We start from the raw sequence: 25,875 nt of genomic DNA on the forward strand, positions 1-25,875 counted from the left end.
TCCCGAAATAACCAAGCGAAGCGTTCTGATGAATACCATTGAAAAAACATCAATACATTCATACTTTTTGGTTACTTTTTTATCAAGAAAAAAGTGACAAATAAGAACTATTATACTGAAATCATCCTATGAACACTTGTTACTTAACAGCATCGTTATTCTAAAACTCATTTTATGTCTCAACCGCTTCAAAAAGAACAGGCGCTGGAGTACCACTCCAAAGGTCGCCCCGGCAAAATAGAAGTTGTATCTACCAAAGAAGCCAAAACGCAGCGCGATTTATCACTTGCTTACAGCCCTGGTGTTGCCGAGCCTTGCAAAGAAATTTTTAGTGATAAAGAATGTGCGTATAAATACACTGCCAAAGGCAATCTGGTAGCCGTCATCAGCAATGGTACGGCGGTGCTTGGCTTGGGCAATATTGGTCCCGAGGCCAGTAAGCCGGTGATGGAAGGTAAAGGCGTGTTGTTTAAAATCTTTGCCGATATTGATGTGTTTGATATTGAAATAAACGAAACCGATCCCGAAAAATTTGTCCAGATTGTAAAAGCATTAGAGCCCACTTTTGGTGGCATCAACCTAGAAGACATTAAAGCGCCGGAATGTTTTTATATCGAACGTGAATTGCGCGAACAGCTTTCCATACCCGTCATGCACGACGATCAGCATGGCACCGCTATCATTAGCAGTGCGGCGTTGCTGAATGCACTGGAACTGCAGGATAAAAAAATAGAAGAAGTACGCTTTGCAGTAAATGGTGCGGGTGCTGCAGCTATGGCTTGTGTGCAGTTGTATGTATCATTAGGTGCGCAATACAAGAATTTTATTTTATTTGATAAAGATGGCGTACTGCACCAGGAACGAACTGATCTGGACGACATCAAACGGAAATTTGCCGTAAACAGGGCAGATTGGACGCTGACAGAAGCTATACAAGGTGCGGATATTTTTGTGGGTTTAAGTGTAGGCAATGTAGTAACGCCCGATATGATTAACAGCATGGCGCCCAAACCCATTGTGTTTGCCATGGCAAATCCCGACCCGGAAATTACGTACGAAGCCGCTACTTCAGCCCGCCGTGATATTATTATGGCTACCGGCCGCAGCGATTACCCCAACCAGGTAAATAATGTGCTTGGCTTTCCGTATATCTTTCGCGGCGCGCTGGATGTAAGAGCTAAATGCATCAACGAAGAAATGAAACTGGCAGCCGTAAAAGCGTTGGCACAATTGGCAAAAACAGCAGTACCCGATATTGTAAATTTGGCTTACAACCAGCGTAATATGGCTTTTGGCCCCGATTATATTATACCCAAACCACTTGATCCGCGCTTGTTGATAACTGTTGCACCCGCAGTGGCAAAAGCCGCCATAGAAAGCAACGTAGCCCGGCAGCCGATTACCGATTGGGAAACGTATGCCATTGAACTTAATAAACGGCTGGGCCTGGATAATCAAATTATTCGTGTAGTGGGCAGCAAGGCACGCCGCAACCCGCAACGGATTGTTTTTGCAGAGGCGGACAATCAAAAGATACTAAAAGCAGCCAGCATTGTATACGAAGAAGGGGTAGCTTATCCTATATTGCTTGGAAATAAACAAGCCATTAATGAAATAGCAACGGCTAATAAAATAGACATTTCCGAAATGCCTATTATTGACCCACACAGCCCCGAAACAGACGAGCAGAAGGAACGGTATGCGACGGTCTTTTTTAGTAAACGGCAGCGTAAAGGCTTCAACTTGTACGAAAGCAAAAAGATAATGAATGACCGCAACTATTTTGGGTGTATGATGGTGGAAATGGGCGATGCCGATGCGTTGATTTCGGGATTAACCCGTAATTATACCGAAGCCATCCGCCCGGCTTTGCAAATTATTGGTACAGAAGAAGGCGTAAAGAAAATAGCCGGCATGTATCTCTTGCTTACCAAGCGTGGACCACTTTTTCTGGCAGATACTACGGTCAACTTCAATCCTACTGCCGAAGAACTGGCGGATATTGCTTTGCTGGTAGCCAAAGAAGTACGCAATTTCAATTTAACACCACGCATTGCCATGCTGAGCTACAGCAACTTTGGCAGCAACAATTCGCCCGAAGCAAAGCTGGTAGCAGAAGCTACGCGTATTTTAAAACAACACAATCCATCATTGATAGTAGATGGCGAAATGCAAGCCTGGCTACCGTTTAACAACGAGGTGCTGCGCGATAATTATCCGTTCAGCGATCTGGTGGATGAAGAAGTGAATACACTTATTTTTCCAAATCTCGCTGCCGGAAACGTGGCATACAATTTACTAAAAGAGGTGGGCGGCGCCGATGCTATCGGTCCTATCTTATTGGGCATCAAGCGGCCGGTGCATGTGTTGCAATTAGGCAGTTCAGTGCGCAGTATCATTAATATGGCTAATATTGCAGTGGTGGATGCACAACAACGATCGCGCAACAATGTGGATGAAATAGTAGCGCAGTTGCCCTGGTGGAATAAACTAAAAAAGAATAAACGAAAAGTAATACAATAATGGCTTCTCTTCTTACCCATACCGGCAGGTACTTGCTTACACTCAAAGCAATGTTTCATAAGCCGGAAAATGCCAAAATGTACTGGCGCGAGTTTATGCACCAATGTGCCGAAATAGGGATTGGCTCACTGCCGATTGTGGTAATTATTTCGGTGTTTTTGGGAGCAGTGACTACGGTGCAAACGGCTTACCAATTGGTATCGCCGTTAATACCCAAAGCAACTATTGGTATGATTGCGCGGGATACCATTATGCTGGAACTGTCGCCTACCGTGGTGTGCATTGTGCTGGCCGGTGTGGTAGGCAGCAAAATAGCCAGCGAACTGGGCAATATGCGGGTAAGCGAGCAGATTGACGCGCTTAAAATTATGGGCATCAGCGCCGAAAGTTACCTGATACTACCTAAGATTCTGGCGTCGTTGTTAGTTATTCCCATGCTCATTTCCATATCGCTGTTTCTTGCTATTTTAGGCGGACGTATTGCTGCCAGTGCCGCCAACATTCTTTCGGTAGATGTATTTGATGCTGGTTTAAAACAATCTTTTGTTCCATTCAATTTAACTTTTGCGCTGATTAAGGCATATACATTTGCCTTTATTATTTCCAGCATTTCAGCTTATTATGGCTTTAATGTAAAAGGCGGTGCGCTGGAGATTGGACGCGCCAGCACCAAATCGGTAGTAGTAAGCTGTATTTTGATATTGATGGCCGATTATATGCTGGCAGCGCTGCTCTTGTAATGTTTTTACTCGTATCACTGATGAAAAGAAAGCGCAGCATTTTTACAGATCTTTGTGAGAATAAATATTACTGCTGGAGACGATATTCTTTTGGATGATTATAGTTACACCCTTATTTTTGCAGCCCACTAAACCGATTGCCCGATAGTATAAGGGTAGTACAACAGATTTTGGTTCTGTATGTCTTGGTTCGAATCCAGGTCGGGCAACAAAAAAGAGCATAGAAATATGCTCTTTTTTATTTCTGATATCCATACAATTTTTAGCTTTATTCGCCGGCTTCTATATACTGCTGTTCACAAGATTTCTTTACTTTTTATTGGTTTTACATTTTATAATTTCAGCGTGATAGTAACAGCTTTCGATTATAGAATCGAACTAAGCATACATACTCAATATTATTCCGAATTATCATTTCAACCAAAACAAATCAAAACCTTTTGCCAAATGAATTTCCTTAGCAAGGCCTCCTCTTAATTAATTCTCTCCTACTCTATTTTCATAATTACCGCTTCTGCACCACCAAGTGCCAGTGTGTTGGTAAATGTCAGTCCTTCCAGTTCGGGAGTAGTTGCCAATACCACTCTGCCTGTAAAGGGAAAATTTTTGGGCGTAAAATAACATGGAGCATTGCTAAGGTTAAGCACCATCAGGTATTTGGAAGCACCATTATCCTGGCGAATGTAGGCCAGCGCATGTTGGTCGGCATACACGGGTATGTAAGCACCTGTCATGAGTGCAGGTTCCTTTTGCCGCAGTTCTATCAAGCGCTTATACAGGCATAGCATTGAATAGCGGTCTTCTTTTTCGATGGTTACATTCCGGCGACGGTAACTACGGTGCAGGCGCAGCCAGGGCTTGCCCGTAGTAAAGCCTGCATGCTCGCTGCTGTCCCACTGCATGGGCGTGCGTGCAGGATCGCGGCTCAGGTTTTTATCGGGCATATTCAATCCCTGCGGGTCCTGCACTTCCTCAAACGGAATAGCTACGTCCTGCATGGCTATTTCATCGCCGTAATAAACCGTAGGTGTGCCGCGTAGTGTAAGCAGTAACATAGCTGCTACTCTTGCCTGCTGCAAGCCCACGCGGCTGGTGATGCGCGGCTGGTCGTGATTACCCAGCACCCAGTTGGGCCAGCTATTCGCCGGCAAAGCACCCTCGTATTCATCAATAGCAGCAGCAATCTGACGTGCATCCCAGGGCAGCGATAGCAATTGAAAATTAAATGGCAGGTGCGCACCGGTGTTGTTTACTCCGTAGTATCCAATAAGCCTGTGCACAGGCAGGTACACTTCACCAATCATCATACGCTCCTTATATTCATCCAGTACCCCGCGCATTTTGCGGACTATGTCGTGTACTTCGGGCTGGTCGGTACTGTACACATGCAATAGTTGCTCATAAGTAGCCATATGCGGCTGATAATCTACATTTACGGGCTCGTCACGCAGTCTGGCATCTTTTATCATGTGCCACATTACATCTACCCTGAAACCATCTACCCCTTTATCCAGCCAAAAACGCATGACGTTGAACATGGCTTCCTGCACTTCGGGATTGCGCCAGTTGAGATCGGGTTGTTCTTTTAAAAAAGCATGATAATAATACTGCCCTGTTTTTTCGTCCCACTCCCATGCACTGCCACCAAATACGCTCAGCCAGTTATTAGGCGGCGTACCGTCTTCTTTAGCATCGCGCCATATATACCAGTCACGTTTGGGGTTGTTTCTGGAAGATCGTGATTCCAAAAACCACGGATGCTGATTGGAGGTATGGTTGGGTACTAAATCAAGAATGAGTTTCATACCTCTGTTATGTACTTCTTTCAGCAGTTCATCAAAGTCCTCCATCGTACCAAAAAGCGTGTGGATGCCTTCATAATCTGAAATATCGTAGCCAAAATCTGCCATGGGCGACGGATAAATAGGCGACAGCCACACTGCCGTAATACCCAGCCATTGCAGATAATCTAAACGTTTAATGATGCCCTTTAAGTCGCCTACGCCATCGCCATTGCTATCCTGAAAAGAACGCGGATAAATCTGATAAATGATGCCTGTTTGCCACCAGAGGTATTGTTGATCATTCATAAGTATGCTGCCCGTTTTGTGGTTAAAATTGTTTGCTGCGCAAAAGTGTTGCCAGTATAAGTAAAGGTTGATTGTAAAAGCAAGGAGCAGGTAGTTACATCCGCATTAATAGTGGCAGGATTTTTAAGCATAAGAGTTTTAAACATGCATTTTATATTTGAGAGTAAAGCAACATCGTCACTGCGACTGCGAGGAACGAAGCAGGAAGCAGTCAGTGCTCAACCTTACATCAATATAGAAGGCTTAATAGAAGGCTTAGTTTGATTGTACTACCATCCACAGATTGCTTCACTCCGTTCGCAATGACGTAGCGTAAGATTGCACTTCAGCAGCTTTCAAACACCTATGGTTCTAAATCCTGTCCATATTCCATAATGGAAAATTATAAACTGCTATACACCACTGCGCCGCAAGGCTGTAATTGGATAATTTCTCCACCTTTTACATCCGCTTGCAATGATTGTGGTGCTTCATCTACCATCCACTGTTGTTCTTTAGAATCGAGCGTTTTATGCCAGTGCTCTTTGTAAGATGGCAAAGTATAAGCAATTGCTTTATCAGAAAAATTAAAACAACAAACCAAAAATTTCTTGCCAGCATCATCCTGGCGGATTACGATTAATCCATCCTGGTTGATATTGTATGCCTGTAAATTATTCTTATTAAAGTTCTTCAGCATTTCGTTGGTGCGGCGCAGTTGTATTAAAGTCGTTATCCAATCCAGCATTATTTTATACTTACCTTCTTTGCGCTTATGCCATTGCAGTTTGCAGCGGTTAAACGTATCTTCATCATACGGATCGGGAAAGTCTTCGCCTTCCCTCAGCCCATAATTGGCAAATTCCTTGCGGCGTCCTTCCTGCACAGCTTTAATGTTGCTTGTATCGTGATGACTGATGAAAAAAAAGAACGGTGTGTCTTCGCCATATTCTTCGCCCATAAATAACATGGGTATATATGGCGAAAGCAAGAGCGCCGCAGCCGCCAATTTTTGTTTTTCAAAACTAATCAGCACACTCAGCCGCTCGCCGCCAATGCGGTTGCCTGCCTGGTCGTGGTTGAGGTTAAAAGCTACAAAGCGGTTACCCGGCACACCTGCTGAAGAAGTACCATGCCGTCGCTTGCGAAATTGTACCCATTCGCCGCTGTGCACAAACCCTTCTTTGTAAGCTTTTGCCAACTGTTCCATCCGGTAAAAATCAACGTAGCGGTCTTTGCCCTCTTTATCAAGAAATATATATAAAATATGGTGAAAATCATCGAGCCATTGCGCATCAAACCCCCAGCCACCCTCTCCGGTATTTTTAACAACACGCGGACTATTAAGGTCGCACTCGGCAACAAGGTATAAACGGCGCCCAGATTGCTGCTCTGCCTGTGCTACTTTTTGTTGCATCAATTGCCAGATATTTATAGCGCCTTTATCATACATCTCGTGTATTGCATCCAGCCGCAAACCGTCTATATGATAGTTTTTAAACCAATATACCGGGTTATCACTGATGTATTCGCGCACCCCGTCGCTCCATTCATCATCAAAGTTTAGCGCATCGCCCCAGGGCGTACAATATTTATCGGTAAAATAAGGCGCGTACTCCGGCAAAAAATTGCCTTCGGGGCCCAAATGGTTATATACTATATCCAGGAACACGGCAATGCCTTTTTGATGGCAGGCATCTACCAGTTTTTTTAAGCCCTTTGGCCCGCCATACGAGTGATGCACTGCATACAAATATGTGGCATCATAGCCCCAATTGCGGTTGCCCGAAAATTGATTGACAGGCATTAACTCAATAGCATTTATGCCGGTTTCCGCCAGATCATTCAGATAAGGAATAATGGCTTCAAAAGTACCTTCAGGTGTGAAAGTGCCTACATGTAATTCGTAAAAGATAAAGTCTTCAAAAGGCAAACCATGCCAGTTTTCATCGTGCCATTGGTAAGCTTCGTGATCTATTACAGCAGATGCGCCAAACACATCTTCGGGCTGATAACTGGAGGCCGGATCGGGATAATCTTGTTTACCATCAGGCTTAAAAAAATAGTGACTACCTGGCTGTACATTATCTGCCGTTACACTAAAATACCCATCATTATCCTTTTGCATTTGCAGTTTTTGTTCTTTGGGATGTACTACATGCAACTGCATTGTTTCTTTTTCGGGTGCCCACACGGTAAAGCGTGTTGTATTGTTTTGAAGGTATTGTGCTCCGATATTCATAATGGCCGGAAAAGTTTTATACATGAAAACACGTAAGAAGCAAGGTATATGCCATTAGTGAAACATTGGGCAAACAAAGCCCTCGGATTTAACAGTAGGAAAAAGGAGTAAAATTTAATATTAAATAAACAAAATATGAGGTTAGTAAGGTAAGCGTCAAGAGACAAGGTTGGAACATAAGCTGTAATAATGTTTATAAAGACAGCTCTGCGGAAGGATCCCAAAAGTATTTATCAAAGTCCTGAATAATGTCATCTTTAATAACGAGTCCTTCCTTTTCCAATGCCTCCTGCATGGAAGATGGCGGGTTGAAATGTGCTTTGCCGCTCAACATGCCCAGCCTGTTCACCACGCGATGTGCCGGCACAGGCGGCTGTACATAATGAACGGCATTTAAAGCCCAGCCTACCATGCGGGCACTCATTTTGGTGCCGAGATATTTGGCAATAGCACCAAATGTTGTTACCCTGCCGGGCGGTACTTGCCGCACTACATCCCACACGTCCTCAAAAAAAGACTGGTGCTTAGGAGCAGGTACATCTTGCTTGGTGGCAGCATTTTTCATTGTTTTAGTAATTTATTTCACCGCAGCGGCAAAGTAGCAGCGTTTGCGCAGAGTGAATTTCTGGTCTTGTTTTCAACAGTATATAAAACATATTTTCATTACAGAAACATAGAAGAATGGAACCACTAAGGTTCAAGAGTATAAGTTACACAGGGTATACTTTAGTAAATCTTAGTGAAATACTGAGTTCTTCGTGCCCCTGTCTTGCCGGGAGCCGGTACCAGTAAGGCAGGGCAGGTTTGTGTTTCAAATAATTATTTTTGTTCCGTTTCTACATATCCGCATGCCTCCATTTACTCTTCTTTTCCGCGGGGAGGCGCTTCCCTGTTTTTTCGTTCTTCCAGCAGCCGGCTACGACGCGGCTCAGGCACCATCTTATAATCATATGGACAATTGCGGCAGCCATTACCACAGCAATAACCACGCTGCAACAGGTATTCTTCGGTAAATATTACCAGTCCTGAATTGTCGCTATAATATTCATCATCATCCGGCAATTGCTTCACGTTCCAATAGTTTTAATTGTTCATCTTTTTCTAAAGGCAGCGGCTGGCTGATGGCAAACTGCAAATAATGGATGGTGTTGCTTTTTGCAATGTCCATTTTTTCGTAATGCGTTTGTATGCGTAACTCTGGTGCTATATTTTCATTGGCATATACATTATCATTATCTACGAGCAGCTCCAGGTTGTACAATTGAATCACCTGTTTGGTAAAGGTATATAAATGGGGGCTATCAGTTTTTAAATGCACCACGCCAGTGGCTTTTAAAATGTGTTGGTAGATGCGCAAAAACCGCGGATGTGTCAACCGTTTTTTTTGTTTGGACGCACGCAACTGTGGGTCAGGAAACGTAATCCAGATTTCGTTTACTTCGCCACCCAAAAAATAATCGCCCAACTGCTCTATACTCGTGCGTAAAAAGGCGGCATTGTTTAAACCTTCATCCAGGGCCGTTTTTGCACCGCGCCATATACGGTTGCCTTTTATATCTACACCAATATAATTTATATCGTTGTGCAACCGCGCAAGCCCCACCGTATATTCGCCCTTACCGCAAGCCAGTTCTAAAATTATTGGGTGATGATTATGAAAGAACGTGTGCCATTTGCCCGCTATATCCTGCGGGTATTCCAGTACATTGGCAAACTCTTTTATATCTGCAAAACGCTGTAATTTTTTTTGTGCCATACTGGTGGCGAAAATACTAAATGTAGGATGAGTTGTGAGTTATCAATTGTGAATGGAGAAAAGTGAGACGTAAGAATAAAGATGTACCTTAAATTGTGATATTTCAACAGATGTGAGACAATCCAGGTTTCATTTTCTATAATACCACCTGCTATTTCTTGGGATGATCTCCACTTCCTTTTCCCAGTATTTTGCGGTTACTTTCGGTTGGATCGGAATAAGTTGTTCCAGTTCCAAGTATCTTTCGTAAGGCGTCTTTCCATTTAAAGAGGCATGTGGTCGTTTATGGTTATAAAAATGTTGCCACTCCAGGAGCCTTGGTGCTAATTCCAGATTTCTCTCCTTGTATGGAATAGTTGAATAGAATTCAGCTTTGTCAGACAGTTGCGATCGTTCTACTTTACCATTTAAATGCGGGCTTCTCGGTTTTATAGGTCTGAACTTAATGAAGTGCTCTGCCAGCTCATACTGAAACAAGTCATTAAAGAATTCTGTTCCCCAGTCAGTTTGCACCCGTTGAACAGGGAATTGAAATACATCCAGCACATAGCCCAGGAAATCAACAGTTGACTCAGCCTTTTTATTTGGATACAACTTTAGTGCTCTCAGCCGTGTACAGTCATCTACGGCTGTAAACTGGTAGCATTTAGCTCCAACTTTTGTAACATCCAATTGCACCCGATCTCCAGGAACAGGTCTGCTATAGCGGGTATAATCACTGTGTTTACGATATTTTTTAATAGCAGGTGTATGATGCTTTTTAAGCACTCGCCAGATCGTTGCTGATGAGAGATCAATATGATGCACTCTGAGCAGATGAATATGAATTCGCTGAGGACCGAAGTTGTACGTTGAACGAATGGATTGAATCAACTGTTCCAAGTCGTCATTGATCTTCTGCTTTGCCAGTTTCTTGGGGCGTTTGGAACGTCCTTTTAAACAATCTTTCCCTTCAGTATTACAGCGTTTAATCCACCGGTAAAGCGTAGATCTGGGAATGCCACATTTTCTGGCTGCTTTGCTAACAGAGCCTAACTCCTCAAAGCACTTGACCCATGTTTCCCTGGCTTTTATTTGCCGTTTTCCATCATTCATTACAGAGCAAGAGGAGTTAAGAGTAATGAAATAGAATAATGCTGCCGCAGGCTTGCTCGTTTTGAGTATATGTCTTTTGCAGCTGTAGGAATACTATTGAGCCTTTATCAGAAAAGACACATACTCAAAACGAGCGTTGAATCATTTCCTTGATAATCCAAACTAAATTACAAAATGTAGCGAATGTCTTGAAACTTCACAAATAATGCTCTTTTTCGTACATCAAACCACCTCAAAACAACAATGGCTCATGTGTTTCGTCATCCAGCCTTTGCAGTACCAGTTGCGATTCGTTGGGGTTTTCGGCATTGAATTTCAGCCATACATAATAGTCGGTAGTTTCTTTGTCGTTTTTTTCATTAACATGGGTAAACTTTATTTTGATATTTTGCACGGGCGCCAGTTTGGCTATTACATCCTGCCGGCTTAGCTTAAAGACTTCGTTTTGAATGCGGTACGTTTTTTCGCTCAGTGTCATTTCGTTATACAAATCTTCGGCTTCTTCAAAATCGGTAATATCAATTGGCTGCCGTTCGGCTAATGCTAAAATAATATCATTGTGCTTTTTGGAAGCATCTAAATACGTGTCGTATGCTTTTTGTTTTTCTTGAAGGGTATCTACTAACTTTTGCAGTTCAGCTTGTAAATCGGCCATTGTATGGAAAGTTTTATTGGATGGATGCAACAAGTATGCCTGCAAAGAATTAACTTATAAGTAAAAGAAGGACAAAGTAATACAGGATTAAAGTACGATGTTGTACAGCTAAGTGCCACCAGAGGCATACTGTTTATAGCAGATAAGTATGGAACCCTGCAGGCGCTTCCTTAGGAGACTCCGACGGAGTGTCGGGACAAATCAATTGTGTATCCTTCTAAAAACGGTACATTTCCGCAGGAACCGATTTCTCATTCATTGATATTCTGCTATTAACGTATTGCTCCTGCTGAATTTAATTTATCCGGCCTGAATAATATGGAATCAAAGCCCTTAATTATAGTTGGTGTGCGTGCAATATTTATTACTTTTTGTTCATTTTTATCGTTGCATTTTCTTTACAAATACATTTGTTTAGCCCACACTCCAATGTTCATCCTTACCTTTGCGGCGCGATTTTTTATATACATCTATTTCATACAACAATAAACTATGTTTGAAAGAATTGCTACAGTAGATGTAGTGCTTGTTGGTGCCGGTATCATGAGTGCTACGCTGGGCATGCTGCTAAAGGAGTTACAACCCGATATGTCAATCTCCATTTTTGAACGGCTTGATATAGCGGCTGCCGAAAGTTCGGATGCCTGGAATAATGCCGGAACCGGTCACTCGGCTTTTTGCGAGCTAAACTACACCCCACAACGCCCGGATGGTACTATAGATACGAAAAAGGCAGTAAAAATTGCCGAATCGTTTGAAATATCCAAAGAGTTTTGGGCATATATGATAGAAAAGCAACTGATAGATGTGCCGGAATCCTTTATAAAAAAAGTGCCGCACATGAGCTTTGTGCAGAATGGCGATGTGGAATTTTTGAGAAAAAGATACGTAGCCCTCACTTCCTGCCATCTTTTTAAAGGCATGCAATATGCCGAAGACTACAATACGCTGCAGCAATGGATGCCGCTGATGATGAAAGGCAGGGATCCGAACCAGGAAATGGCTGCTACACGCATGGACCTGGGTACCGATGTAAACTTTGGCGCGCTTACCCGCTGCATGTTCGACCATTTGAAAACAACAGAAGGCGTTTCACTCCATTTCAATCACCAGGTACGTACGCTGAAGCAGGATAAAAAAGGCAGGTGGCGGCTTAGGGTAAAGGATAATACCAACGAAAAAACCAGAACAGTGGCTGCAAGATTTGTTTTTTTGGGTGCCGGTGGCGGTGCATTACCGCTGTTATTAAAATCGCGCATACCAGAAGGCAAGGGCTTTGGAGGCTTTCCTGTAAGTGGTCAGTGGCTGCGTTGCGTAAACGAAGCAGTAATAGCCCAGCACAATGCAAAAGTATATGGACAAGCACCTGTGGGCTCGCCGCCCATGAGCGTGCCGCATTTGGATACGCGCTTTATTAAAGGGAAAAAAGAGTTGCTGTTTGGCCCGTATGCAGGCTTTACCACCAAATTTTTAAAACAAGGCTCGTGGCTCGATTTGATACTCTCGCTGCGCATCAAAAATATTTTTCCCATGATGGCGGCAGGCTGGCACAATATACCACTAACCAAATACCTGATACAACAGGTACGTCAATCGCCCGAAGACCGGCTGGAAGCACTGAAGCAATTTGTACCTACAGCTAAGCTGGAAGACTGGAAGCTGGAAGTAGCCGGACAACGTGTGCAGGTAATAAAAAAAGACGAAGAAGAAGGCGGCATACTGGAGTTTGGAACCGAAGTAGTGAGCGCGGCAGATGGCTCGCTGGCGGCTTTGCTGGGTGCCTCGCCAGGTGCTTCTACGGCAGTATCTATTATGATTACCGTATTAAACCGCTGCTTTAAAGAAGAAATGCAAACGCCGGAATGGCAGCAAAAACTAAAACAAATGATCCCTTCTTACGGCGAGCCGCTGGGCAGCGATGCTAAGCTGTGTGCGGAAGTGCGGGCTTATACGAGCAGGGTGTTGAAATTGTGATCAAATGCAATTGGTTCTTTATATACGTGGGACAGCATTAGGAGTTTTCTACATACTGTTCCACGTAGTTGTTTTATAGGGTTAAACTTTTTATACGCACCGTAAGTGTAAGTGATATGTTTGCAGCAAACTGCTATCCACATGGTGAACTATTTTGTAAACCTATTTTATCGAATGTTTTATCTTAATGATGGCTTGATATTTATATTCGGCAAAGTGATGTTGCAAGCCCTGTTGTGCAAATCGGCCTAACGTTGGATGAGTTTGCGTAAGGTCGCAGCTATGAATTGTATATATTTGAGAGTTAATAGCCAAGGCAACGAACGGCATACAACAGACAGAAGCGACATATAAAAAAATGAAATCATTTTTTAAAGAACTATTTGAGTACAGTCACTATTTCAATCAAAAATTGTGGGACACTTTTACTGATAATGCCGATAAAACATCGGACATGTCAATAAAGTTGTATAGCCATATTCTTAATGCTCACCGGGTTTGGAACAACAGAATTGAACCTAAGCAAACACCTTTTGGGATTTGGGAAATTCATCTTATTCAAGACTGCAAAGACATTGATAAAGTGAACCATGAGCATTCGTTGCTGATACTTGATAAGTTTGACCTGAACGACACAATTAACTATACAACCACTAATGGACAAGATTTCCGTAACAGTGTTCGGGATATATTATTTCAAGTGGTTAATCATTCAACTTATCATAGGGGACAAATTGCAATTGAATTTAGACAAAGTGGACTTGAACCGCTTTTAACAGACTATATTTTTTACAAACGGTAATATTATAAGCCTCAATGACACCAACAAAAATCTTGTGCCTGGCTTCTTAAAATGTTAGAAGACCAAAAATAGCAGGCGAGTTTATAAAGCTTTATCATTCTGATTTTGAGCAAACAGCATTTCCAGATGGAGTTACAAAAACGTAACAGCAAGAACACCAAAAGATTTAAAAGATGCTTCTGAAAAAGGCAGTAAACTGTTAACCAAACAAGAATACGAAGCCAAAAATCTAATACCGGTTGGCGGTACTGTTGCATTGAAGTGTATTTGGCGTAGGATACTTGCTATTCTGTTAGGCAACATTTCTTAGGGTGAACAAAAGACAGCACATTTTGCACAAATTGTTGAATTTAAAGACGGTAAAATATACCGGCCAAGAAATTACAATTGTTTTGAACCGTTTTGATAAAAATGCCTATGCCGCTAACAGAAGTTTTTCAATAACGCTTTTGTACTATATTCGGCAAACGAACCACAGATGTCCATCACAAAAGCAAAGCCGATGGACGTTAGCAGTCAGGCCGAGACTACACCAATCAGCAAGACAAACAAGAACCAATGAGAACACTATCACTTTTCATAGCAGCAAGTTTGGATGGTTATATTGCAAAGCCTAATGATGATCTGAGTTTTTTGAAGTTAGTAGAAAAAGAAGGAGAAGATTATGGTTATGCAGATTTTACTTCAACTATTGACACCATCATTCTTGGAAGAAAAACCTACGATTGGGTGCTTAGAGAAATTGGTACTTCTCATTATGATAACGGGGAAAGAAATGTTTATGTTATTACAAGAACTGAAAGACCAAATGTTGGTAAAACGCAGTTTTACACGGGAAACTTAACCAAATTAATACGACAGCTAAAAAGTGAAAATGGGAAAAATATCTATTGTGATGGTGGCGCAGAGATTATAAACGAACTTTTAAAAAATGATCTCATCGACGAGTTTATCATTTCTGTCGTTCCTGTATTGGTTGGTAATGGTACAAGACTTTTTAAAGACGGCAGACCCGAACAACAACTTGAGCTGGTGAGTTCAAAATCATTTGATACAGGTCTAATTCAACTGCATTACAGACGAAAGAAGTAATGTTTAAAGGCCCAACCAGACAAAGGCTGAACTGCTAACAGGTAATTTGTTGTTATGGGAACAGCCCAGCGCAGCATGAGTAGTAGATTCATTGTTCGGCAGCGGCCCTGGTATGGCTGAATGCTATTAAAGAATAAGATATGATTTGATATTGACTCTTTAACCGGTTTCAGGTATGAACAAACAGAACACGGAATACCGCTACAGCGCCAAGCTATGAGAGACATTATATACCATTTTTAAAACAGCGCGCTGCTACATGAATAGTAACAACCCGGAGGCAAAAACACTTTACGATTTATATCAGCTTTTAGGATTTGGAGTTGACATGATTGATCCTGCAGTTGGCTTTACGATTGTTAACCTTAAAGCGGTTGGATTCGAACTACCTTACCGGTCACCATCTTTCCGCCCCGATTATTTTTCCTTTCTTTTTGTAAAGGATGGTTCGGGTCAATACACTATTGACGAATATTCTTTTAAGACGGTGCCACATTCAATTTATTTTACCAACCCAAGTAACTATAGAACTTTTGGCTGGGATAGCATTGAAGAAGTATATCTCATTACCTTCGATGAAGCGTTCCTCAAAAAATATGTAAGCAAAGAAATCTTTGAAGACTTTCCCTTTTTACTAACTGAAACGGTAAGTCCAAAAATAGCAACCGATGAATTTTATAATTCTGTTGAAAAATTATACCAGCAGATTTATAAAGAATATACCGGCGAATCTTCCGCCAAATACAAGATCATAGGGCATTTACTTGCTGTTTTATTATACCGCATCAAAGAATACTTCTGGAACGACTACAATCCGATAGATGAAGGCAACCGCAGTTCGCAAATCGTCAAATCCTTCAAGCGTTTATTGGAAAAACATTACCGCGAAGTGAGTGCCGGTAAGGTGGAAACCGTGTTCAGGGTGAAGGACTATGCCGATGCACAACACCTTCATCCGAATTATTTAAGTAATGTCATTAAAAGCAAAACAGGAAAGCCTATAACTGTATGGATCACCGCTAAAACCATTGCCGAAGCCAAATCATTATTGCAAAACACTTCTGAAACAATCAAAGAAATCACATATCGCTTAGGCTTTTCCGAAACGGCTCACTTCAGCAATTATTTTAAAAAACATACGGGCATCTCACCGGTAGAATACCGGAAGGAATGGCTGGAAGCATCGCGCTGATAACTCCTCTTTAAAATTTGCAATGAATGCAGTATTCCTTGTAACAGCAGGTAGGCCCGGCTAACATACCTTTGCCATGTCAACAATAAATACTCACGTAAATGACAGGAACCATGAAAAGTTTATCAAATAAAGTAATTCTTGTAACAGGAGCTTCAAAAGGTATTGGAGCTGAAGTGGCTAAAAAAATGGCTGCTGCCGGCGCTAAAGTAATTGTCAATTATGCCAGCAACAAGGCCGAAGCCGACAGCATAGTGGCATTTATTAAAGAAAACAGTGGTGATGCCATCGCTTTGCAGGCCGACGTTAGCAAAGCTGCAGATGTGAAATTGCTCTTCGATCAATCTATTGCACACTACGGCAAACTTGATGTGCTGGTAAACAATGCGGGCATAATGATCACTAAATTGCTCAAAGATACCACCGATGAAGATTTCACCCGCCAGTTCGACATTAATGTAAGAGGTGTGTTCAATACCTTGCGCGAAGCAGCCACCCGGCTTGCAGACAATGGAAGTATCATCAACTTTTCTACCAGTGTAAACCGTTTAATGCTTCCTACTTACGGTACCTATGTGGCAACAAAATCTGCTGTTGAACAACTCACAAGAGTATTTTCGAGGGAAGTAGGAAGCCGGGGTATCAATGTCAATTCTGTTTCACCCGGCCCCACTAACACTGCACTGTTTGTGAATGGTAAATCACAGGAACAAATCGATCGTTTGGCATCACTTAATCCCTTCGGAAGAATTGGTGAACCCGGTGACATTGCTGAAGTGGTGGTATTTCTTGCAAGTGATAATGCTAAATGGATCAACGCACAAAATATCGGAATCAATGGTGGAATGGCTTAACAACAAATTTTTGGCAACCGATAAAGTGAAAGCAAAATAGGTATCGTTCAGGGTTGCTAAACAGTATTAGGAAAGCTGCTCAAAGCTAAACACCATGTATGGACATAGATTTACACCAAGCGAACTAAACGAGGCTGGTAATTTAGTCTTTTGAGTCTGGTTAGCTGTCACACTGCTACCAGTAGCCGACACAAGGAACTTCTACCATAATCAGATAAGTGACAGAATATAGCCGAAGACAGCACCGCCAAGGATAACAAAAGCTGTATTTAACCTCTTATAGAAGAAAGTAACGATAAAGCTGAACAAAGCAATTAAAATTGTTCGCCAGTCTAATAATGTCAATTTGCCAATTTCAACAATCACCGATAAGATAATGGCAATGGAAACCACGTTTACGGTATCTAAGAAAGCACTCATAATTTTAGACTTTCTTAGTTGTGGTATCATAGGATTGAGTAATGCTACAAATAAAAAGGATGGAAGAAAGATACCGATAGTAGCTGCAACTGCCCCTGCTGCACCGCCAATTTGCCATCCGATAAAGGTTGCTGATGAAAAAACAGGACCAGGTGTAAATTGGCCTACGGCAATGGCATCTACCAATTGTTGCTTTGTGAGTAATCCTTTATCTACCAGTTCTGCGTCTAAAAAAGCAAATAATACATAACCGCTGCCGTAAAGGATTGAACCGATTTTAAGAAAAGTGAGAAAAAGTTTGATGTCTGATAAACTGGTATTGGTGTTAGAGATTTGCAATAGCACAAAGGGGAATATGCCATTGGCTGTTTTGCTTGAGTTCTTTAAAAGATACATGATCATGCCTAAAAAACCACTACCAAAAAGCACATAGATTTCATTGAAGCCTGCTAATACCGCAACCGCTGCCAATATTCCAATAATTCCCAATTCAACATTTTTCAATGCTTTTCTTCCCAAACCAATCATTAGGGACAGCACTACGGCAATGATAGCAGGCTTAATACCATAAATGAATGGCTGCACTTGTGGCAATTGTCCGTACTGCTGATACAACCATGCAAAAAAAGCAGTAATAATCACAGCTGGAATAATGAAACAACAACCTGCTACAATCAGCCCTCTCCAGCCTGCCTGCTCGTGACCTATATGCATGGTCATTTCGGTGGAGTTAGGACCCGGTATTAAATTGGTTGCGCCCATGAGGTCCAAAAAATGTTCTTCGGTCATCCATGCTCTTTTCCTGACTACTTCTTCCTGCATAAGGGCAATATGTACAGCAGGACCACCAAAGCCAATGATGCCTAATTTTAAAAACAGCTTTGCTATTTCCGAAAGTGAGTTCCGGTTTGTTACCTGCTTTTTTACTTTTTCCAAGCGGCTTCATTCTTTTGCTCATAATCATTAAAAGCTTTCTCCAAACCTGTTATCACTTCTGCAGACACTTCAAATAATGCCTTTGCTGATGGGTCTTGTAATCTCTCCACGTCTCTGCGTAAATGGTCAATCAGTGCCCTGAATTCCTTCTTTACATTGGCAGTATGCTCCATTGGATTACTGGTATTTTTTTCTTCCATAACATACTTTTTTATTGGTTAATAATTTTGTTTATCGAAAAGTAAATTACACCTGCGGTGTAAATTGTGATAACTCGTAAATGCCTAATGACTTTTCAATAGCTGCTACCTTATTCACCATTGCTTCAAAACCATCATTACCAAATAATTTATGCTCATTGTTTTCAAATTCTTCTCCTAAACTGTCATATTCGTTCTTTGAAACTATTTTTCTGAATGCAGGAAATAAAACGGTGTCTTCTCGCGCTTCATGCGGACGATACATGGTATTGAATAAAGTAAGCAGTTGAATGAGTTGTTGATTTTCTGCGTCTGTTACTGTTTGCGATTTCGTCAGTTGTATAATCTGGTCTGTCAATCTTCTGCCTGCCTGGTGTTGTTGCAGGAGCACACTTACCAAATCAGTTAGTTGATTTGCTTTCTGAAAGCGGGGAAATAAATAATTTTCTTCCTGTTTTTCGTGATAGTCTTCAACAAATGTGCGAATGATATTTGCAGCATTGCTTAACGCTTCCTTTGGAAAAGCTGTTTTGTTTACAAGATGTGTTTTGCAGGTATCATAAATCAAAAGAACTCTGTTTAATAGTCCATGCTCCTGCATTAAATCTTCGGGTGGCGATACTTCCTGTCCTTCCCCTTCCTCTTTTTCATCATTGTCTTTGCAACCCGAAAGCAAGCGAATACCTGCCGCTCCCGAAAAGGTAATAATCAAGCTTTTCTTTACAAAGTCTCTGCGCTGTGTGTTTGTATCTTCATTGAAATGATCGATTTTTTGTTTCATTGTATTTAGTTTAAGAGCGAGTGAGCTTTTTATCTATTGAGTTATTGCCGCCGCCATATATCAGCAGGTAAATCAATAGTAAGGTCATGGCAAAGTCGGTTCTGTATTCGTGCGCAAATGCCCAAAAGCCTTTGCCTGTGAGTATAGAAATTTTGGTAGTAATAAAAGCAACAATCATTACTATAAGCAAAGGAATAGCTGCAATCCTCGTTAATAATCCTAACAAAATCAGAATACCGCAAACAATTTCAAACGAGCCGGTAAAATATGCCCAAAATGCAGGATTGCTGAAACCGATTTTAGTAAACCTTCCTACACCTGTTAGGTCAGGAGTTATATATTTCTGCAAGCCTTCAGAAAGAAAAATCAATCCAACTGCGAGGCGACATAGAAGCGTTGGAATTTCAGCCGTTCTGATTATTCGTTTCATGCTATTTTAGTGTTAGAGAAACCTGCAAATCTCATACAATAAATTAAGTTTTAACTATTTATGGGTTTCCACATTATTAATTTATCAGTCGGTTGCAAATCATTAATATTAAAATTTGAATTCAGCTTTGGATTAATTCTATTTTCTGCACTTCAGGAATACCAGCCATGTTAAATTCAAATCATGGCTCTATATTACAAAGGTATTCTTTGCAGGCAATAATTGTAATTACTGCTTATCTGTACGCCAGCATCTAAATTCCTCCTCTTTATGGCATAACTTTTTCATTATTAATATAAAATTCGACTATGGAAGAAAAGAAAACAAATCCTATTAATACGCCTGCAGAAGTAGATCAGACAAAAGACCCAAAGATTGACCAGGATTTTCCGGGTTATCCGCATTACCCTGCAAAAGAAGATATTATGAATCCGCAAAATCACACGGAACGGGTGAATGCTAATGTAGAAAATCTTACGCACGACAACCTGCGCAACGAGCCGGCAGATAAAAAAAAACTGGAAGAACCAGTAAACCCAAAGGAAGTAACCAGCGTAAGTCCGGATGAAACCCAAGGCGAAGATATAGATGATTCAGGCATTGTAATGGGCACCGAAGCCGATGTAACCAGAGAAGACTGGCTTGCACTGGGCGACCCTAACAGAGACCTGGATGTGGATGAAGATGAAGAAATCTTTTCGGAAGCTTCCGGCTCTGCCTTTGAAGCTACCGAAGAAACTGTAAGTGACTTTGACAGCCGTGACCTGCGCGACGAACTGGAACGTGTTGGCGGTGACTTAGACGTTGCCGGCGAAGAATTGGATGATGCTAACGAGGAAATAGGTGAAGAAGACGAAGAAAATAATTACTACAGCCTTGGCGGTGACCGCCACGATAATTCTGATGACGATCCCGATTCGAGCTATTGATAGAGGAAATAAGTAACTGCCAGTGCATACCCTTTCAGCCCTAAGCCGCTTATGGTGCCCTTACATTTTGCCGACACGTGCGAAATTTTCCTGAAATCTTCCCGCGCATGTACATTGCTGATGTGTACTTCTATTACCGGCGTAGTTATAGCAGCAATGGCATCACCAATGGCAACAGAAGTATGCGTATAACCACCCGGATTAAAAATAATACCATCAGATGTAAAGCCTTGCTGCTGCAAAAAATTGATCAACTCCCCTTCTACATTGCTTTGCAAATAAGTGAACTGTACGTTTGGAAACTGTTCCTGTAATGCTTTGTAATAATCTTCAAAAGTCTGGCTGCCGTACACACCCGGCTCGCGCGTACCCAGTAAGTTGAGGTTAGGCCCGTTGATAATGGTAATTTGCATGAGTGCAAATTAGGTAGTTTTGAGGAAGGAAGTACAATGTATCAACTTCAACCAGGTACGAAGGATTCATTACACTACTGGTTTCTGATCTCATTCTGACGGACTGAAGGAAAAATAATCTTTATTTATAATCATTATTGTGAATATAATAATATCAAAATAGACCTCCATAGTTAGACGTTTTTATATTTCAAGTATCTTTTCTGCCAAATTGTAAAAGAGACATACATGAATACAGGGTTTGCTGCTGGTATTGCTCTCCCGGTTGCTATCTCACCAACAGATGCGTATTGGTTTAGCGAAGTTGCTTATTGAAGAAACATACATTTAAATACATCACTGATTGGTGGAACACCTACCGATGGTGGGAAATATACCCGCCACTTAACAGATACTGCAGGCATCCCATCATCATTAAGTTATTGCTATGTTTATGAAACGATTGTTTATTGCTGTTTTTCTAATGATTTGCGTTATCCCAGGCTTTGCTCAAATACTGGTAAAGCAGCGCGCCATACTTGATTCTTTAAAACAACAGCTTACTGAAAACAGACCTGATAGCATCAAAGCGGCCAGCACACTTGCTATATCCGACTTTTACCTGTTTAATGATAACGACAGTGCGTTGTTGTATGCAAACAGGGCATTGTATTACAACAAACAATTTAATAATCCGGCTATCCGTATCAGGGCATACACAAACATATTCATTACACAAGGATTGCAGCGCAATGATGTTGCAGCACTTAAAACACTGTTTACAGCGCAGAAACTGGTAGATAATTATCAGGACCCATCTTTAAAACGGTATTTTTTACAGGCAGCCGGCCTTTTATATAACAGTCTGGAAGACTATCGTAACAGTTTACAGTATTTCTTTGCCAGTACTCCTCCTATCGAAGATACTGCTGCGCAGGATTTTTACCATACGGTTATTTGTCGTATCATTAGTGAAGATTATTACAAGCTAAATATGCTGGACTCGGCACTGGTCTATGCTCATATTGTTTTAAAAGGGCTTGAAAAAACCAGGATGGATAACGGTACTGTTGCTCATAGATTGCTTGGCAATATTTACCGCAGGAAAGGTCAGTTGCAACCCGCTTTAAAGGAACTGCATACCAGTTTGTGGCTTGCAGAAAATGCAGATTACCTGAATGTGGAAGCCATTAAGTCGCAGCTTGGACTGGCACAAACTTTTTATGCACTCCGCAACATAGATTCTTCGCTCTATTTCTGCATGGCAGTAATGCATGCTTCCAAAATCAACTCGTTTGTGGAAGAGAAATTACAAACATTGGATTTATTGAAAGATATTTATGCTAAAAAAAACAATACTGACAGCGCTTACAAATACACCAGCCTTACACTAAACCTTAGAGACAGTATTTACAATGCCAACAAAACAAAAGCCGTACAGCGCGCCGAACTGGAACAGCAAATGAGAACTGTAGCATTGGAGAATGAAAAAAAGTCATACGAAACAAGATCTAAGATATATGCATTAATAGCAGCATTACTGGTGTTTTTACTCATTGTTTTTATACTTATTCGTCATAATCGCCATAAGCAAAAAGCGTATGCATTGCTGCAAAAACAAAAAGAAGAGACTGATGAGCAAAAGCTCAAAGTAGAACAATCATTGCAGGAACTGAAAGCTACGCAGGTACAACTCATCCAAAAAGAAAAGATGGCTTCGCTTGGAGAATTGACCGCAGGTATTGCACATGAGATACAAAACCCGTTGAATTTTGTAAATAACTTCTCTGAGGTAAACAAAGAGCTGCTGATTGAAATTAAAGAAGAACTTAATAAAGGTGATCTGGCTGAAGTAAAATTGATAGTGGACGATGTAATATGCAATGAAGAAAAAATAAATCACCACGGCAAGCGTGCTGATGCGATAGTAAAAGGCATGCTCGAACACAGCCGCACCTCAAAAGGTGAAAAGCAACCTACTAACATCAATGCCCTGGCTGAGGAATATTTGCGATTGGCTTATCATGGATTAAGAGCCAAAGACAAGTCTTTTAATGCAGATTTTAAAACCGATTTTGATGAGAGTATTGGAAAGATAAATATTGTACCACAGGATATTGGCAGAGTACTGCTTAACCTTTTCAATAATGCATTTTATACAGTGAGTGAGAAGAAAAGCAAACTGAATGGAACTTATGAGCCCATGGTAACAATAACAACTAAAAAGGAAAATGGAAGTGTTATTATAAAAGTTACAGACAATGGAAATGGTATTCCGCAAAACATCGTTACTAAAATCTTTCAGCCATTCTTCACCACTAAACCAACCGGACAGGGAACCGGACTTGGCTTATCGCTCAGCTATGACATTATCAAAGCACATGGCGGAGAAATAAAATTGGAGAGTAAGGAAGGAGAGGGAAGTAAGTTCACAATTGAGTTGCAAAAAGATAAAACCTTAGATACATGAACTGCTTGTATATAAAAGGACCGGTAAAATGTTTACCTTTCCTAAACTTGCATAAGCTATACTCCAAAATTCTTTAATGAAAAAAAGTATTCCTCTATTCCTGTTATCCTTTCTCTTTATAGTTGCTTCTTTAGGACAAGATACCCTACCTCCTGTTTTTGAGATTAACAACGATAAAGGAGCGCCATTTCAATTACATGTAGCTTATACGCAATTACTGGAAGACGGGAGTGATACATTGTCCATTGAGGATGTGAGTGCCGGTGCTTTCTCAGATAGATTCCACCCCAATCAAACTGTCGCTCATGGTATAGATTACCAAATTCATACATACTGGCTCCGCTTTCAAATAAAAAATACGTTGAACCATGATATAACGCTTTTTGTTGCTAACAACTTTGGTGTACTGCTCGTAAATATGGATTACCTGTATCTATATCAGCAGGAAAGCAATGGACAATGGTTGGTTGAGAAAACAGGAAACGGAGTGCCTTGGAGCCAACGAACCGGGTTGAAGCTGTTGCAGCAATTGCCTGTAAGGCTCGCAGCACAAGAGCAGGCAGTTATTTATTTGCGGCTGCACGATGATTTCCGGCTTACTAAACCAGATGTTTTTACAGTAAACATGCAATCTGCTGGTTCTTTCTTAAACGAGAATTTTGCTTCATTTGTAGAAGAGCAGGAGGCAATCACAGGTTTTTTGATTACCATGCTCATTGGCATCATCTTTCTTACTATTATTTACAACGCATACAATTACTTTATCACTGGCGAAAGAGCTTATCTGTACTTTGTATTGTTCCTGCTATCATTTTGCCTGGCTCAGTCAGCATACCGCTTTTATTTCCTGTTTGTTGCCCAGTATCCTGCTATTGCATATTATGGTATTCCCTTTTATTGGTATTTCGCCAATATATTTTTGGTACAGTATCTCCGCATTTTTTTACATACCAAGAAAATTATTCCACGTACAGATACATGGCTGGTCGCCAGTTTATGGATCGAAGGCATCTATCTCCTTATTTACCTGCTCATCAATCCTTATGCATCCTATAATCAAAGTGTATATTTAAGTCTGGTGCAAAGTATCACTTTAGAACTGCCGGCTTATATGATAGGTATTACGCTTGTCCAGTTGTACCTTAAAAAGTATAAGCCAGTAAACCTGTTGCTGATTGCATTACTACCTTTTGTATTGTTATGGTCGATAGGTGATTTATTTTCTAACAGTAAACTTTTTTATATCGCTTTACACCGCAATGCCGAGCAATATAAAGTATTCGTAAGTCAGTCTGAAAGTTTCTGGTCTTATACACAGATAATTACCACCATTTGGCTGGTTGTGGGTCTTTCGGGAGCATTGACTAAGAGATACAATGAAACGAGAAAGAAACTTACTGAGAAAGAACTGGAAAAAGAAAAGCTGGAAAAAGAAAGAGAGATAGAGCGCAGCCGGCTGATAGAAGAACAAAAGATAGAACTGGAGCAGCAGGTGGAGAGGCGCACGGCGGAGTTAAAACAATCGCTCCTGGAACTAAAATCTACACAAGCGCAGCTTATTCAAAAAGAAAAGATGGCGTCTTTGGGTGAACTAACTGCAGGTATTGCGCACGAAATACAGAACCCACTAAACTTCGTCAATAACTTCTCCGAAGTAAATACCGAGTTAATAGATGAGATGGAAACAGCGTTGCAGCAAAGGGATACGAAAGAAGCTGTTGCCATTGCAGAAGATATCAAAGAGAATTTACAAAAAATCACTCATCACGGCAAGCGTGTAGACTCTATAGTAAAAGGCATGTTGCAACATTCACGGGCAGGCACAAGTAAAAAAGAGTTGACTGATGTGAATGCCTTGGTAGATGAATGTTTACGACTAAGTTATCATAGCATGAGAGCTAAGGATAAAGCGTTTAATGCAGAGATAAAAACGGAATTGGATGAGAGTGTAGGTAAGATAAATGTTGTACCACAGGATATCAGCAGGGTATTGCTTAACTTGTTGAATAATGCCTTTTATGCAGTCAATGAAAAGAAGGGACAATTAAATGGAACATTTGAGCCAATGATTTCTGTTGGTACAAAAAAGCTTGATAGCAAGGTTGAGATAGATGTGAAAGATAATGGTATTGGCATTTCTAGAAACATTATAGATAAAATCTTTCAGCCATTCTTCACCACTAAACCAGCCGGACAGGGAACCGGACTTGGTTTATCGCTCAGCTATGACATTATCAAAGCACATGGCGGAGAAATAAAAGTGGAGAGTAAAGAAGGTGAGGGAAGTGAGTTTACAATTGAGTTACGATATTAGAAGTCAGGT

22 protein-coding genes and 1 tRNA gene are annotated in these 25,875 nt (G+C 41.2%); 11 read left to right on the forward strand and 12 right to left on the reverse strand.

The window, feature by feature from the left end:
• Positions 1–174: 174 nt before the first annotated feature.
• The 3 genes from FC093_RS18145 to FC093_RS18155 all read left to right on the forward strand — a co-directional run bounded on the left by FC093_RS18145 (position 175) and on the right by FC093_RS18155 (position 3,472).
• Positions 175–2,523, forward strand: a complete 2,349-nt coding sequence (locus tag FC093_RS18145) for an NADP-dependent malic enzyme (RefSeq protein WP_137263227.1) — start codon at positions 175–177, stop codon at positions 2,521–2,523.
• Positions 2,523–3,263 (forward strand): MlaE family ABC transporter permease, encoded by a 741-nt coding sequence (locus tag FC093_RS18150; protein WP_137263228.1) that lies wholly within the window; start codon positions 2,523–2,525, stop codon positions 3,261–3,263. Before FC093_RS18145 ends, FC093_RS18150 begins: the two co-directional genes overlap by 1 nt.
• 138 nt (positions 3,264–3,401) lie before the next feature.
• Positions 3,402–3,472, forward strand: a tRNA-Gln gene (locus FC093_RS18155).
• 279 nt (positions 3,473–3,751) lie between these two features.
• On the opposite strand, the gene FC093_RS18160 is transcribed toward FC093_RS18155, so the two are convergent.
• The 7 genes from FC093_RS18160 to FC093_RS18190 all read right to left on the reverse strand — a co-directional run bounded on the left by FC093_RS18160 (position 3,752) and on the right by FC093_RS18190 (position 11,080).
• Positions 3,752–5,353 carry an alpha-amylase family glycosyl hydrolase gene (locus FC093_RS18160; protein WP_137263229.1) on the reverse strand — a complete coding sequence of 534 codons (1,602 nt, stop codon included), beginning with the start codon at positions 5,351–5,353 and terminating at the stop codon, positions 3,752–3,754.
• A 382-nt stretch (positions 5,354–5,735) separates the two neighbouring features.
• Positions 5,736–7,574: a malto-oligosyltrehalose trehalohydrolase gene (gene treZ / locus FC093_RS18165; RefSeq protein WP_206106615.1), complete on the reverse strand. Its 1,839-nt coding sequence runs from the start codon at positions 7,572–7,574 to the stop codon at positions 5,736–5,738.
• Between the two features lie 193 nt (positions 7,575–7,767).
• Positions 7,768–8,139 (reverse strand): MGMT family protein, encoded by a 372-nt coding sequence (locus FC093_RS18170; protein WP_137263230.1) that lies wholly within the window; start codon positions 8,137–8,139, stop codon positions 7,768–7,770.
• 293 nt (positions 8,140–8,432) lie between these two features.
• Complete coding sequence (locus FC093_RS18175) at positions 8,433–8,645, reverse strand: DUF5522 domain-containing protein (RefSeq protein WP_137263231.1); 213 nt, start codon at positions 8,643–8,645, stop codon at positions 8,433–8,435.
• On the reverse strand, positions 8,626–9,330 hold the full coding sequence (gene trmB / locus FC093_RS18180) for a tRNA (guanosine(46)-N7)-methyltransferase TrmB (RefSeq protein WP_137263232.1): 705 nt from the start codon (positions 9,328–9,330) through the stop codon (positions 8,626–8,628). Before trmB ends, FC093_RS18175 begins: the two co-directional genes overlap by 20 nt.
• A 129-nt stretch (positions 9,331–9,459) precedes the next feature.
• Positions 9,460–10,425 (reverse strand): IS481 family transposase, encoded by a 966-nt coding sequence (locus FC093_RS18185; protein WP_137263233.1) that lies wholly within the window; start codon positions 10,423–10,425, stop codon positions 9,460–9,462.
• 232 nt (positions 10,426–10,657) lie between these two features.
• Complete coding sequence (locus FC093_RS18190) at positions 10,658–11,080, reverse strand: hypothetical protein (protein WP_137263234.1); 423 nt, start codon at positions 11,078–11,080, stop codon at positions 10,658–10,660.
• A gap of 492 nt (positions 11,081–11,572) precedes the next feature.
• On the opposite strand from FC093_RS18190, the gene FC093_RS18195 reads away from it, so the two are divergent.
• From FC093_RS18195 to FC093_RS18215, 5 genes are all read left to right on the forward strand, one after another.
• Entirely contained in the window at positions 11,573–13,054 is a 1,482-nt protein-coding gene (locus FC093_RS18195) for a malate:quinone oxidoreductase (protein WP_137263235.1), read from the forward strand.
• A gap of 358 nt (positions 13,055–13,412) precedes the next feature.
• Entirely contained in the window at positions 13,413–13,856 is a 444-nt protein-coding gene (locus tag FC093_RS18200; protein WP_137263236.1) for a DinB family protein, read from the forward strand.
• Positions 13,857–14,414: 558 nt separating this feature from the next.
• On the forward strand, positions 14,415–14,948 hold the full coding sequence (locus tag FC093_RS18205) for a dihydrofolate reductase family protein (RefSeq protein WP_137263237.1): 534 nt from the start codon (positions 14,415–14,417) through the stop codon (positions 14,946–14,948).
• A 259-nt stretch (positions 14,949–15,207) separates the two neighbouring features.
• Positions 15,208–16,140, forward strand: a complete 933-nt coding sequence (locus tag FC093_RS18210) for a helix-turn-helix domain-containing protein (RefSeq protein ID WP_137263238.1) — start codon at positions 15,208–15,210, stop codon at positions 16,138–16,140.
• 113 nt (positions 16,141–16,253) lie between these two features.
• On the forward strand, positions 16,254–16,994 hold the full coding sequence (locus FC093_RS18215) for an SDR family oxidoreductase (protein ID WP_137263239.1): 741 nt from the start codon (positions 16,254–16,256) through the stop codon (positions 16,992–16,994).
• Positions 16,995–17,204: 210 nt separating this feature from the next.
• Here FC093_RS18215 and chrA read toward each other — a convergent pair whose 3' ends face one another.
• From chrA to FC093_RS18235, 4 genes are read right to left on the reverse strand one after another with little or no spacing between them, the layout of a single operon-like run.
• A complete protein-coding gene (gene chrA / locus FC093_RS18220) occupies positions 17,205–18,350 on the reverse strand; it encodes a chromate efflux transporter (RefSeq protein ID WP_137263240.1) in 1,146 nt (381 codons plus the stop codon).
• Complete coding sequence (locus FC093_RS18225; RefSeq protein WP_137263241.1) at positions 18,338–18,550, reverse strand: hypothetical protein; 213 nt, start codon at positions 18,548–18,550, stop codon at positions 18,338–18,340. The genes chrA and FC093_RS18225 overlap by 13 nt, the downstream gene beginning before the upstream one ends.
• Before the next feature lie 46 nt (positions 18,551–18,596).
• Positions 18,597–19,331, reverse strand: a complete 735-nt coding sequence (locus tag FC093_RS18230) for a hemerythrin domain-containing protein (RefSeq protein ID WP_137263242.1) — start codon at positions 19,329–19,331, stop codon at positions 18,597–18,599.
• A gap of 10 nt (positions 19,332–19,341) precedes the next feature.
• Positions 19,342–19,761, reverse strand: coding sequence for a DoxX family protein (locus FC093_RS18235; RefSeq protein WP_137263243.1), 420 nt, complete (start codon positions 19,759–19,761; stop codon positions 19,342–19,344).
• Between the two features lie 308 nt (positions 19,762–20,069).
• On the opposite strand from FC093_RS18235, the gene FC093_RS18240 reads away from it, so the two are divergent.
• Positions 20,070–20,690: a hypothetical protein gene (locus FC093_RS18240; protein ID WP_137263244.1), complete on the forward strand. Its 621-nt coding sequence runs from the start codon at positions 20,070–20,072 to the stop codon at positions 20,688–20,690.
• Here the strand turns inward: FC093_RS18240 and aroQ are convergent.
• Positions 20,684–21,103: a type II 3-dehydroquinate dehydratase gene (gene aroQ, locus FC093_RS18245; RefSeq protein ID WP_137263245.1), complete on the reverse strand. Its 420-nt coding sequence runs from the start codon at positions 21,101–21,103 to the stop codon at positions 20,684–20,686. The two genes, FC093_RS18240 and aroQ, sit on opposite strands and share 7 nt — an antisense overlap.
• A gap of 433 nt (positions 21,104–21,536) precedes the next feature.
• Between aroQ and FC093_RS24275 the strand changes: the two genes are divergently transcribed.
• Complete coding sequence (locus FC093_RS24275) at positions 21,537–23,552, forward strand: sensor histidine kinase (protein WP_240743360.1); 2,016 nt, start codon at positions 21,537–21,539, stop codon at positions 23,550–23,552.
• 76 nt (positions 23,553–23,628) lie between these two features.
• Positions 23,629–25,866, forward strand: coding sequence for a sensor histidine kinase (locus tag FC093_RS18255; protein ID WP_137263246.1), 2,238 nt, complete (start codon positions 23,629–23,631; stop codon positions 25,864–25,866).
• The last annotated feature ends 9 nt before the right edge of the window (positions 25,867–25,875 follow it).

Source organism: Ilyomonas limi (assembly GCF_005233845.1).
Lineage (GTDB): Bacteria > Bacteroidota > Bacteroidia > Chitinophagales > Chitinophagaceae > Ilyomonas > Ilyomonas limi.